The sequence below is a fragment of the Oscillibacter sp. PC13 genome, assembly GCF_900115635.1.
Lineage (GTDB): Bacteria > Bacillota > Clostridia > Oscillospirales > Oscillospiraceae > Oscillibacter.
The window spans coordinates 89,433-101,565 of the sequence record NZ_FOXE01000002.1; the positions used below are offsets into that span (position 1 = coordinate 89,433).

Sequence of the window (12,133 nt, forward strand, 5' to 3'; positions counted from 1 at the left end):
GCACATTATATACAGTTTTCCACAGCAATGCAACCACTGTTTACAATTGTTTACAACTTCCAAGGCAGTGTCACACACAAAAAAACAGGGCGCCCTTTTTAAAAGGCGCCCTGTCAATCGCAGGCTTAAGAATCAATCCCTCTGGAAGTCAAATACTTCTTAACCATCAATGCCACCTTAAAGGTAATGGCATCGTCAAATTCACGCAGATCCAGTCCGGTGAGTTTTTTAATCTTTTCCAAACGGTACACCAAGGTATTTCGGTGGACAAACAGCTTCCGCGCCGTTTCAGAGACATTCAAATTGTTCTCAAAGAACTTGTGGATGGTAAAGAGCGTCTCCTTATCCAGCGCATCAATGGGGTTCTTTTTGAAAACCTCCTGAAGGAACATCTCACACAGGGTCGTGGGCAACTGATAAATCAAGCGGCCGATACCCAGGTTTTCGTAATTGATCACATATTTTTCTGTATCGAAGACCTTGCCGACTTCAATGGCAATCTGGGCTTCCTTATAGCTTTTAGCCAAATCACGCAGGTGCAGCGCTACTGTGCCGATACCAACCACAACCGTGCTGTCGCCGCTGGAGCGGAGCGCTTCCTCAATGGATACTGCAATCTTGTTAAGCTCCTTCACGCCAGCCCCTTCAGACATCTGGCGGATCAGAACCACGTCTCCCTCTCCCACGCTGAGGACAAAATCGTTCTGCCGATCCGGGAAGAGGGTTTGAATCACATCCGTTGGAACAGACTCTCCTTTTTTAATGGAGCGGACCACAAACACGCCCCGGGGGACATCTGCAGCCACCCGCAGTTCCTTGGCCCGCATGTAAATGTCTCCCAGCATGATATTGTCCGAGATAATATCTTTAATAAACGATCCCCGGTCATGCTTTTCTTCGTAATAGGACTTTGCAGAATTCAAGGCCACTGTGGCCATCGCGCAGACTGTTTTGCTGATTTCATTGTCGCCAAAGGCAAACGCCGCATAATCAAACTGATTGCCCCACCCGTTGAGTGCCTTGAATGTTTTTCCATCTGAAGAAACCATGACACCGGCGGCATTGTTGATCACCGACACGTGTTCCGCCCAGCGTTGGCCGATCATGGACAGTTCGCTACAGGCAATGACGATACCCTCCCCGTCAATCACACCAACCGTGCGGTCTGTGTTCTCCTTCAGCTGCAGCACCACATTTTGAAAAATTCTTCCAGACATGGTCGTCCTCCTCACCTAAATTACGCGGGACTCCTTGTGCAATTTGTCAATGGCTATATTATATCGACATTTTTGTCAAAATGCAAGATGTTTTTTCTTTTTTCAACAAAAAATTCGCTTGCTTTTTGGTGAAGATTTGAGTTTTTTCTTCTTGCCGTCAACCTTTTCTCAGCAGCTCTACCTCTTCCTCAGTTAGAAAGCGAAACTCCCCGGGAGAAAGCTCCGGATCCAATGTCAAATTGCCCATCCGAACCCGCTTTAAATACAACACAGGCTTTCCGCATTGGGCCAGCATCCGTTTCACCTGATGGAACTTTCCCTCCCGCAGGGTAACATATGCCTCACTCTCTCCATTTGCTGCAGACAGGATCTCCAGTCCCGCAGGCAGGCATTGCAGCCCATCCTCCAGGATCATGCCGCTTAGAAAGGCGCGGCAGTCCTCCTCCGCCAGACATCCTGCCACACGCGTGTAATACACTTTATCCACATGGCGGCGCGGGGTGAGCAAATCGTGTGCCAATCCTCCCTCATTCGTCAAAAGCAGCAGTCCTTCGGTGTCCTTGTCCAGCCGCCCCACCGGAAAGAGATTCTGCCGCTGTAATTCTTCCGGCAGCAAATCCAGCACCGTTTCCCCTCTGCCATCCTCTGTGGCCGAAAGAACGCCCGCCGGTTTATTGAGCATCAGCCATGTGTAACGACGGTAGGTTAGCGTCTCTCCGTTGACGATGAGTTCTACTCCCTCCGGATCGTATTTTTCCTCTGGTGAGCGCGCCGGGCTCCCGTTTACCAGAACCAGCCCTTGCCGGATCAATGCTTTAACCTCTTTCCTGGAGAACTTCCCTGTAGAGGCAATTATTTTGTCCAATCTCTGCTTTTCCACATGCTGCTCCCAATTCTTTTTGTTTCTTATTGTTTATCCTATCATAAAGCCAGCTGGAAATGAATAGGAAAATTGCAGGAGGGATCAATATGTTAATTTGGACAACGCGGATTTCCAAAAAAAAAACCGTTCTGGCTGTATGTGCCCTGGCCGTTCTCGTCACTGCCTGTATTCTTTTTTCCGGCCAAACCCAAAGGGAGCTCGGCAGCACACTGCCGCAGCTGACTAACAACGAAGAGCGGGTGGCGTACCTCCAGTCAATGGGGTGGGAAATTGCGCCGGAGCCGGTGGAAACCTTGCAGTTCCTTCTGCCAGAGAAATTAGAGGAGCCTTACCTCAGCTACAATGAACTGCAGGATTCTCAGGGCTTTGATCTGTCAGCCTCTTGTGGGAAGCAAGTTGCCAGGTATACATATGCCGTATCCAATTATCCAGGGAGGGCCGCTGGCGTTCAGGCAAATCTCTATATATGTGAAGGTTTTCCGATTGCTGGTGATATTCTCTGCGCTGGTGAAAACGGCTTCCAGACAACATTAGTCTATCCTGAGCAAACGTAAAAAAGGACTGCTGCAAACGCAGCAGTCCTTTTATGGAATCAGGGGAAATTTACTTCTCCTCAATCTCGATGACAGCGCCGGAACCCACGGTACGGCCACCCTCACGGATAGCGAAACGCAGGCCCTTCTCAATGGCGATCGGGGTGATCAGTTCCACGTTCATCTCGACGTTATCGCCGGGCATGCACATCTCAACACCCTCAGGCAGAGTGATGACACCGGTCACGTCGGTGGTACGGAAATAGAACTGGGGACGATAGTTGTTGAAGAAGGGAGTGTGGCGGCCGCCCTCTTCCTTGGACAGGACGTACACCTGGCCCTTGAACTTGGTGTGGGGATGAATGGTGCCGGGCTTTGCCAAAACCTGGCCACGCTCAATGCCATTCCGATCAACACCACGCAGCAGAGCGCCGATGTTATCGCCGGCCTCAGCGAAGTCCAGCAGCTTGTGGAACATCTCGATACCAGTAACAACGGTCTTCTTCTTCTCGTCAGACAGGCCGACAATCTCGACTTCCTCGGAGAGCTTCAGCTGGCCACGCTCCACACGGCCGGTAGCAACGGTACCACGGCCAGAGATGGTGAAGACATCCTCAACGGGCATCAGGAAGGGCAGAGAATCGTCGCGGGGAGGAGTGGGGATATAGCTGTCAACCGCATCCATCAGCTCCTTGATGCAAGCATACTCGGGAGCGTTGGGATCGGTGGACTCGGAAACCAGAGCGTTCAGAGCGGAACCCTTGATGACGGGGATGTCATCGCCGGGGAACTCATAGTTGGACAGGGTCTCGCGAACCTCCATCTCAACCAGCTCCAGCAGTTCCTCGTCGTCAACCTGATCGCACTTGTTCAGGAACACGACCATGGCGGGCACGCCCACCTGACGGGCCAGCAGGATGTGCTCCTTGGTCTGGGCCATGGGGCCGTCGGTAGCAGCGATGACCAAGATAGCGCCGTCCATCTGAGCAGCGCCGGTGATCATGTTCTTGATATAGTCAGCGTGGCCCGGGCAGTCGACGTGAGCATAGTGACGAGCCTCAGTCTCATATTCCACGTGAGCGGTGTTGATGGTGATGCCGCGCTCCTTCTCCTCGGGAGCCTTATCGATGCTGGCATAGTCCTCGAACTGAGCCTTGCCCTGCATAGCCAGCCACTTGGTGATGGCAGCGGTCAGAGTGGTCTTGCCGTGGTCGACGTGACCAATGGTGCCAATGTTAACATGGGGCTTGGTTCTTTCAAATTTCTGCTTAGCCATTTGAAAATCCTCCAATCAATTCAAAAAATCGTTTTTGTTTCAAAGTCAATCAGTAGAGCTTATTTTACCGTATATTGCAGGGAAAATCAATCCCTTTTTCAATCATTCCTGACCCTTGGTGCGGGCATCCACAATCTTGTCGCGGAGGCTCTTGGGCAGTTCGCAATAGCTGTGGGGCTCCATGGTATACTGGCCGCGGCCCTGGGTGGCAGAACGCAGATCTGTGGCATAGCCAAACATATTGGCCAGAGGCACCAATGCGTCAACCTGCTGTGCGCCGGGACGAGCCTCCTGGCCCAAAATCTGGCCACGGCGAGAGGTCAGATCGCCAATCACGGTACCCAGATAATCATCGGGAGCGATGACAGAAACCTTCATGATGGGCTCCAGCAGCACCGGATCCGCCTTGCGCATAGCCTCCTTAAAGGCCATGGAACCGGCGATCTTAAATGCCATTTCGGAGGAGTCGACTTCATGATAGGAGCCGTCGAACAAGGTGACCTTTACATCCACAACCGGGAAGCCTGCAACCACGCCGGCCTGCAAAGCGCCGCGGATACCAGCGTCGACGGCAGGAATAAACTCTTTGGGAATCGCGCCACCCACAACACCGTTGACAAACTCATATCCCTTACCGGACTCGTTAGGTTCCACGTGGATTTTGACATGGCCGTACTGACCGGAACCGCCGCTCTGGCGCTTGTACTTGGTGTCCTGATCCACAGCTTTCTTGATGGTTTCCTTATAGGCGACCTGAGGTGCACCCACGTTGGCCTCCACCTTGAATTCCCGCAACAGGCGGTCGACAATGATCTCCAGATGCAGCTCGCCCATGCCGGCGATGATGGTCTGGCCCGTTTCCTCATCTGTATAGGTCTTGAAGGTGGGATCTTCCTCGGCCAGCTTGATAAGGCCCATGGTCATCTTCTCCTGGCCAGCCTTGGTCTTCGGCTCGATGGCCACGCGGATGACGGGCTCGGGGAACTCCATGGACTCCAAGATAACGGGGTGCTTCTCATCACACAGGGTATCGCCTGTGGTGGTGTTCTTCAGACCAACAGCAGCTTCGATATCGCCGGAGTAAACCTCCTCGATATCCTCCCGGTGATTGGCATGCATCTGCAGAATACGGCCAACGCGCTCCTTGACATTCTTGGTGCTGTTCAGCACAGTGGAGCCAGTGGCCAGATGGCCGGAGTACACGCGGAAGAAGCTCAGACGGCCCACATAAGGGTCGGTCATGATCTTAAACGCCAATGCAGAGAACGGAGCATCGTCATCAGACGGACGCTCTTCCTCTTCGTCGGTCTTCGGATTTACGCCCTTAATGGGGGGGATGTCCAAGGGAGAGGGCATATAATCCACAATGGCATCCAGCATCTTCTGTACACCCTTGTTTTTGTAAGAGGTGCCGCAGGTAACAGGAACCATTTCGTTGGCGATGGTAGCCTTGCGGATAGCCGCCCGGATCTTTTCCTGGGAAACGGTCTCGCCGCTCAGATAGGCCTCCATGATCTCATCATCAAACATGGAGACGGCGTCCAGCAGCTTTTCATGGTACTCGTTAGCCAAGTCCACCATATCCTCTGGAATGGGCTCCACACGCATGTCCTTGCCCAGATCGTCATAGTACACATCTGCGTCCATCTCGATCAGGTCAATGATGCCCTTGAAGTTCTCCTCACTGCCAATCGGCAGCTGAATGGGGACGGCATTGCACTTGAGGCGATCCTCAATCATGTGCAGCACGTTGTAAAAATCGGCACCCATGATATCCATCTTGTTGACGTAAATCATGCGGGGGACCTTGTAGTTATCAGCCTGACGCCATACGGTTTCAGACTGGGGCTCCACGCCGCCCTTCGCGCAGAGGACGGTCACACTGCCATCCAAAACACGCAGGGAACGCTGGACCTCTACCGTGAAGTCCACATGGCCCGGGGTATCAATAATATTAATCCGGGTGGGCTTGAACTGGTTCTTGGAACCAGACCAGAAGCAGGTGGTAGCAGCAGACGTAATGGTAATGCCGCGCTCCTGTTCCTGCGCCATCCAGTCCATGGTAGCGGTACCGTCATGGGTTTCACCGATCTTATAGTTCACGCCGGTGTAAAACAGGATACGTTCCGTAGTGGTCGTTTTTCCTGCATCGATGTGAGCCATAATGCCGATATTACGGGTGTTTTCGAGAGATGTTTTTCTCGGCATACTGTTTCTCCTAACTTACCAGCGGAAATGCGCGAACGCCTTGTTGGCCTCGGCAGCCTTGTGCACTTCCTCGCGCTTCTTCACAGCGCTGCCGGTATTATTGGCAGCGTCCATAATCTCACCTGACAGACGCTCAGCCATGGTGCGCTCACTGCGGGAACGGGCATAAGCCGTCAGCCACCGCAGGCCCAGTGTCGTGCGGCGGGCAGGGCGGACTTCCATGGGCACCTGATAGGTGGCGCCGCCAACACGGCGGGCCTTCACTTCCAGGCTGGGCATAATATTTTCCATGGCCTGGTTAAATACTTCAATGGGGTCCTTCTCCGTCTTTTCCTTAATCTGGTCAAAGGCGGCATAGACCACCTTCTGCGCGACACCCTTCTTGCCATCCTGCATGACGCTGTTGACAAGCCGCGTCACCAGAACGGAACCATAGACGGGATCGGGCAGAATTTCTCTCTTGGGAACATTACCTCTTCTGGGCACTATGCTTCCCTCCTTCATAATAATTCTATGATCTCATAGGTACTCAAAAGGCATATTTGCCTTCCGTGAATGCCTGCCGAAGGGGCAATGCTTCCGCATCTATATGAACCTATTCGGCAAAGCTTTCAGAATGGGGTGTCCTTACTTGGACTTGGGACGCTTGGCACCGTACTTGGAGCGGCTCTGCATACGGCCATTGACACCCTGGGTATCCAGTGTGCCACGGATGATGTGGTAACGGACGCCGGGGAGGTCCTTGACACGGCCGCCGCGGATCATGACCACAGAGTGCTCCTGCAGGGAGTGGCCCACACCGGGGATATAAGCGGTGACCTCGTAGCCGTTGGTCAGGCGCACACGGGCGATCTTACGCAGAGCGGAGTTGGGCTTCTTGGGGGTCGCGGTTCTCACGGCGGTGCAGACGCCTCTCTTCTGAGGAGAAGGCAGGTCGGTGTTCTTGTTCTTCAGAGTGTTCAGACCATACTGCAGGGCGGGAGACGTGGACTTGTAAGTTGCCTGTTCTCTTCCCTTACGGACCAGCTGGTTAAAAGTAGGCATTGATGTTCTCCTTTCTTTACATACTTTTGGCAGCCGCTTTTGCGGACAGCCTTTATTTTTTACGGAAAGCAGGAATGCTATTCCGAAAAAACCATTTTTTGTCTCAGTACACGGCGCAGGAACCGACAGTGGGCAGTTTTCCCGCTGTCATGTCTTCAAAATGGCAACCACTGAAGCCCCCACCGTGATATGGCAGGCCTGGCCCAGCTGCGCCATCGTGTATGCCGTCTTCACAGGAATTCCAGCGGATTTGCAGCTATCGGCCACCGGATCTGTAATCGCAGGATCCGCATCACACGCAAGATAAACTTGCTCTGCACGGCCATCCCGAATGGCTTTGCGGGACTGCTTCACACCGATTACCTTCTCTTTGGAAGCCAGTTCCGTCATCACGGGAAATCCTCCTGCATCTGCATGGCAAAATTCGCGGAATATACCCACGCAATTGAAAATTATAGCATGGGTGTCGTCAATCGTCAAGTGTTTCAGGGAAATGGATTTTTATTTATTGATTTTGTAAGTTTTCGCGTCCTTTTGACGCACTTTTTGTCAATTTCACAGGGCTATCTTCAAACTTTTCCGCCTGTTTCCCCGTCTATATAATATCCAAGTAAAATTTCGGAGGAATTGTTCATGAAACGTTTGTCACTCGCGGCCAGTCTACTTTTTCTTCTCCTGGCTCTGGCCGCCTGCGGCTCCGCTGGAGAGACGCCCGATGCGGAGTCTCCGAAAGGCAACGCCACCGCCGAGGATTCCAATGCAGAATCTCCTGTCACGCTGGAATCCCTCTGTGGGGAGGAGGATTTATCTTATATCATTGACACCATTACCATGCAGATGGAAAACCGCATGGAGAAAACTCCCGATGTAGTCTTCTTCCCAATCAGCGAAAATGCCCCCCTGACGGACTATGCCGCCATTGATGAAACCACTGCGTTTGAAGTGGATGAGGACGGCAATATCATCATTTTCTTTCCCGCCGGTGCTGTGGCAGAGGAACGCCACGGTGAGCAGTCTTTTAAAATTCCGAAGCCCTGACAACCTTCAAAATGCCAGCCCCGGCTTCGGCCGGGGCTGGCATTTTTTAGAGTACGGATATGAGAACTTTCCGCCGGCAGCAGACCGTTCTCACACGGCGAAAGCCGCAGTTATCCATGGTGTCTTCAGGCCTCGAATACGGGTACTTCTTCGCTTTCCTCAACGGGCGCGGTTTCCGGCACCAGTTCCTCGGCAAACGTGTGGTATGCCTCCAAACCCGTGCCAGCAGGAATCAGCTTGCCGATGATAACATTCTCCTTCAGGCCCACCAAGTGGTCGGCCTTGCCCTTAATGGCAGCCTCCGTCAAAACCTTGGTGGTTTCCTGGAAGGATGCGGCGGAGAGGAAGGAATCCTTGGCAAGAGATGCCTTGGTAATGCCCATCAGCAACTGCGTACCCACAGCGTGGCGCAGAGGCTCTCCATTCTCCTGGCGCTCGCCCGCAGCATTGCGGCGGTCAATCTCCTCGTTGGCGTCATCCAGCTCCAGAACATCCACCATGGAGCCGTCCAGCAGTTTGGTGTCGCCGGCGTCCTCCAGGCGTACCTTGCGCATCATCTGGCGAACAATGACTTCAATGTGCTTATCGTTGATGTCAACGCCCTGTTGACGGTACACCCGCAGAACCTCTTGAATCAGGTAGTTATACACCGCGTCAGCGCCGCGGATACGAAGCACGTCGTGTGGATTCAGGGCGCCGTAGGTCAGTTGGGCACCGGCTGCAATTGTCTCGCCGTCCTTCACCTGCAGGCCTGTGTGAGGCACCGCATAGGTACGGGTATCTCCGTCGGAGGCAGTGACAATGATGTTCATCAGACTCTTGCCAGTCTCCTCGAACTTTACCTTACCGGAGATCTCGGACAAGGTCGCCATACGCTTAGGCTTCCGCGCCTCAAACAGTTCTTCAACACGGGGAAGGCCCTGCGTGATATCGCCGCCGGCCAAGCCGCCGGTGTGGAAGGTACGCATAGTCAGCTGGGTGCCGGGCTCGCCGATAGACTGGGCCGCGATAATACCAACTGCCTCACCGGGGCCAACTGGCTGCTGGGTGGCCAGGTTCATGCCGTAGCATCTGGCGCAGACACCGCTGTGGGCTTTACAGGTCAGGACGGTCCGGATCATAACCGTCGGCCGCTCATTTTCGTTTTCAGGATTGAACTCGCAGCGATCGCCTTCCCGCACATTTTCCTGAACCCAATGGCGGGTTTCCAAAAGCTTGGCATCGCTGGCATCCATCATCTTTGCAGTGGATACCAAAATTTCCCCGGTCTCGGCATCCACGACATTTCCCACCAGATAGCGGCCCCGGACACGGTCGGAGAATTTCTCGATGACCTGGCCGTTTTCACTGATCTCCGAAACTTTGATGCCGTGGGTCACATGGCAGTCCTCTTCCCGAATGATGACGTCCTGAGAGACATCCACCATGCGGCGGGTCAGGTAACCGGAGTCGGCGGTACGGAGGGCTGTATCAGCCAAGCCCTTTCGCGCGCCTCTGGAGGAAATGAAGTACTCCAATGCAGTCAGGCCCTCACGGTAGTTTGCCTTGATGGGAATCTCGATGGTGCGGCCGGCCGTGTTGGCGATCAGGCCGCGCATACCAGCCAACTGGCGAATCTGCTTCATGGAACCACGCGCACCGGAGTCTGCCATCATGAAGATGGGGTTGTAGCGGTCCAGGTTTTTCTGCAGGGCATCAGAGACGTCGTTGGTCGTCTTCTCCCAGACTTGCACCACCTGCTTATAGCGCTCATGGTTGGTCATGAAGCCCATCTTATACTGGTTTTCGATGTCCAGCACCTGCTGTTCAGAGGCCGCGACCATCTCGTACTTTTTGGGCGGAATGGTCATATCCGCAATAGAAACCGTAATGGCCGCCTTGGTGGAATACTTGTAGCCGGTGGCTTTGATCGCGTCCAGCACTTCCGCAGCCACGGTAAAGCCGTGCTTGTTGATGGTGCGGTCCACGATTTGCCCCAGCTGCTTCTTGCCGCAGGTGAACATTACCTCGTAATCACAGATACGGGCTGGATCCCTGCGGTCCACAAAGCCCAGATCCTGGGGAATATTCTGATTGAAGATAATGCGGCCCGGCGTGACTTCCACCACACGGGTGTATTCCACGCCGTCCACCGTCAGCGTCCGGCGGACGCCGATGGGGCAATGGGGGCCGACCACGTGGTCATTGTAGGCCATCAGCGCCTCATCCTCGCTGCCGTAGAAATGCAGCGGTTTATAGGTGGCGGGGCGCTTGCCTGCGGCCTTGGCAATCTCATTGGCCGCCAAAAATTCATCCGCATCCACAACGGACTGGGCAGTAAGGTCAGTCTCTCCGGCATCTTCGCACCAGATGGTCTCAGCGCCGGTTTCCGCCTTGCCCAAGCGATCCATCGTCAGGTAGTAGGAACCCAGCACCATGTCCTGTGTGGGCACGGTAACAGGGCCGCCGTCCTGGGGGCGCAGCAAGTTGTTGGCAGAGAGCATCAGAATCCGGGCCTCGGCCTGAGCCTCAGCAGACAAAGGCACATGAATGGCCATCTGGTCGCCGTCGAAGTCAGCGTTGAAGGCCGTGCAGTTCAGGGGGTGCAGTTTCAGTGCACGCCCATCCACCAATACCGGCTCAAAGGCTTGAATGCCCAAGCGATGCAGGGTCGGGGCACGGTTCAGCATCACGGGATGGTCTTTGATAATCACGTCCAGCGCGTCCCAGACCTCCGTGACGCCCTTATCCACCATCTTCTTGGCAGACTTGATGTTGTTGGCAGTACCATCCTCCACCAGTTTCTTCATAATGAAGGGCCGGAACAGCTCCACAGCCATCTCCTTCGGCACGCCGCACTGGTAGATCTTCAACTCAGGGCCAACCACGATAACGCTGCGGCCAGAATAGTCAACGCGCTTGCCCAGCAGGTTCTGGCGGAAACGGCCCTGCTTGCCCTTCAGCAGATCGCTGAGAGACTTCAGCGCCCGGTTGTTGGCGCCGGTAACGGCACGGCCGCGGCGGCCGTTGTCAATCAGGGCATCCACCGCCTCCTGGAGCATCCGCTTCTCGTTCCGGACAATGATATCCGGAGCATTCAGCTGGATGAGCCGCTTGAGGCGGTTGTTCCGGTTGATCACCCGGCGGTACAGGTCATTCAGGTCACTGGTGGCAAACCGGCCGCCGTCCAATTGAACCATTGGCCGCAGCTCAGGCGGAATGACAGGCAGCACGTCAATGATCATCCACTCAGGCCGGTTGCCGGAGAGGCGGAACGCATCTACCACCTCCAGGCGTTTGACAATGCGGGCTTTCTTCTGGCCGGAGGCGTCCTTCAGTTCTGTGTGGAGCTGGTTGGAAAGGCCGTTCAGATCCACGTCCATCAGCAGCTTCTTGACAGCCTCGGCGCCCATCCCTGCCTGGAAATCATCTTCATACTTTTCCCGGTAATCCCGGTATTCCTTTTCAGAGAGGATCTGATTTTTGGTCAGCGGAGTTTCTCCGGGATCTGTGACAATATAGTTGGCAAAGTACAGCACCTTCTCCAGGATGCGGGGGCTGATATCCAGCAGCAGGCCCATCCGGGAGGGAATGCCCTTGAAATACCAGATGTGGGAAACGGGGGTAGCCAGTTCAATATGGCCCATCCGCTCCCGGCGCACCTTGGCCCGGGTGACTTCCACACCGCAGCGGTCGCAGATTTTGCCCTTATAGCGTATTTTCTTGTACTTGCCGCAGTGGCATTCCCAGTCCTTGGTGGGTCCGAAGATTTTCTCGCAGAACAAGCCGTCCCGCTCAGGCTTCAACGTGCGGTAGTTGATGGTCTCCGGCTTTTTCACCTCGCCGTAGGACCACTCGCGGATCTGCTCCGGAGAAGCCATTCCGATCTTAATCGCGTCAAAGGCAATGTTATTGCCGGTGTTGTTGTCGATCATCTTGCGATTTCCTCCTTACA

The 12,133-nt window shown here is 54.3% G+C and carries 10 protein-coding genes; 2 read left to right on the forward strand and 8 right to left on the reverse strand.

The window, feature by feature from the left end; translation table 11 throughout:
- Positions 1-125: 125 nt before the first annotated feature.
- Positions 126-1,217 carry a PucR family transcriptional regulator gene (locus BMZ81_RS01355; protein ID WP_091127805.1) on the reverse strand — a complete coding sequence of 364 codons (1,092 nt, stop codon included), beginning with the start codon at positions 1,215-1,217 and terminating at the stop codon, positions 126-128.
- Between the two features lie 157 nt (positions 1,218-1,374).
- Positions 1,375-2,097, reverse strand: a complete 723-nt coding sequence (locus BMZ81_RS01360) for a pseudouridine synthase (RefSeq protein ID WP_091127806.1) — start codon at positions 2,095-2,097, stop codon at positions 1,375-1,377.
- Positions 2,098-2,156: 59 nt separating this feature from the next.
- On the opposite strand from BMZ81_RS01360, the gene BMZ81_RS01365 reads away from it, so the two are divergent.
- Complete coding sequence (locus BMZ81_RS01365; protein ID WP_091127808.1) at positions 2,157-2,654, forward strand: DUF4830 domain-containing protein; 498 nt, start codon at positions 2,157-2,159, stop codon at positions 2,652-2,654.
- A gap of 49 nt (positions 2,655-2,703) precedes the next feature.
- Here BMZ81_RS01365 and tuf read toward each other — a convergent pair whose 3' ends face one another.
- The 5 genes from tuf to BMZ81_RS01390 form a co-directional block, all read right to left on the reverse strand.
- Positions 2,704-3,909: an elongation factor Tu gene (gene tuf / locus BMZ81_RS01370; protein ID WP_091127809.1), complete on the reverse strand. Its 1,206-nt coding sequence runs from the start codon at positions 3,907-3,909 to the stop codon at positions 2,704-2,706.
- A 102-nt stretch (positions 3,910-4,011) separates the two neighbouring features.
- Entirely contained in the window at positions 4,012-6,117 is a 2,106-nt protein-coding gene (gene fusA / locus BMZ81_RS01375) for an elongation factor G (RefSeq protein WP_091127811.1), read from the reverse strand.
- A 15-nt stretch (positions 6,118-6,132) separates the two neighbouring features.
- Entirely contained in the window at positions 6,133-6,603 is a 471-nt protein-coding gene (rpsG, locus tag BMZ81_RS01380; protein WP_177187151.1) for a 30S ribosomal protein S7, read from the reverse strand.
- Between the two features lie 141 nt (positions 6,604-6,744).
- Positions 6,745-7,161, reverse strand: a complete 417-nt coding sequence (rpsL, locus tag BMZ81_RS01385; RefSeq protein WP_091127814.1) for a 30S ribosomal protein S12 — start codon at positions 7,159-7,161, stop codon at positions 6,745-6,747.
- 147 nt (positions 7,162-7,308) lie between these two features.
- Positions 7,309-7,551 carry a ribosomal L7Ae/L30e/S12e/Gadd45 family protein gene (locus BMZ81_RS01390; RefSeq protein WP_242942534.1) on the reverse strand — a complete coding sequence of 81 codons (243 nt, stop codon included), beginning with the start codon at positions 7,549-7,551 and terminating at the stop codon, positions 7,309-7,311.
- A 243-nt stretch (positions 7,552-7,794) separates the two neighbouring features.
- Here BMZ81_RS01390 and BMZ81_RS01395 point away from each other — a divergent pair, with 243 nt between their 5' ends.
- Positions 7,795-8,199, forward strand: a complete 405-nt coding sequence (locus BMZ81_RS01395) for a DUF3298 domain-containing protein (RefSeq protein ID WP_091127817.1) — start codon at positions 7,795-7,797, stop codon at positions 8,197-8,199.
- 125 nt (positions 8,200-8,324) lie between these two features.
- Here BMZ81_RS01395 and rpoC read toward each other — a convergent pair whose 3' ends face one another.
- Complete coding sequence (gene rpoC / locus BMZ81_RS01400; RefSeq protein ID WP_091127819.1) at positions 8,325-12,113, reverse strand: DNA-directed RNA polymerase subunit beta'; 3,789 nt, start codon at positions 12,111-12,113, stop codon at positions 8,325-8,327.
- Positions 12,114-12,133: the final 20 nt, after the last annotated feature.

Excerpts from the sequence above, each read along its gene's own strand:
- fusA (WP_091127811.1), bottom strand. The coding sequence starts at position 6,117 with ATGCCGAGAAAAACATCTCTCGAAAACACCCGTAATATCGGCATTATG.
- rpoC (WP_091127819.1), bottom strand. The coding sequence starts at position 12,113 with ATGATCGACAACAACACCGGCAATAACATTGCCTTTGACGCGATTAAG.
- BMZ81_RS01365 (WP_091127808.1), top strand. The coding sequence starts at position 2,157 with ATGAATAGGAAAATTGCAGGAGGGATCAATATGTTAATTTGGACAACG.
- BMZ81_RS01390 (WP_242942534.1), bottom strand. The coding sequence starts at position 7,551 with ATGACGGAACTGGCTTCCAAAGAGAAGGTAATCGGTGTGAAGCAGTCC.
- BMZ81_RS01395 (WP_091127817.1), top strand. The coding sequence starts at position 7,795 with ATGAAACGTTTGTCACTCGCGGCCAGTCTACTTTTTCTTCTCCTGGCT.
- tuf (WP_091127809.1), bottom strand. The coding sequence starts at position 3,909 with ATGGCTAAGCAGAAATTTGAAAGAACCAAGCCCCATGTTAACATTGGC.
- BMZ81_RS01355 (WP_091127805.1), bottom strand. The coding sequence starts at position 1,217 with ATGTCTGGAAGAATTTTTCAAAATGTGGTGCTGCAGCTGAAGGAGAAC.
- rpsL (WP_091127814.1), bottom strand. The coding sequence starts at position 7,161 with ATGCCTACTTTTAACCAGCTGGTCCGTAAGGGAAGAGAACAGGCAACT.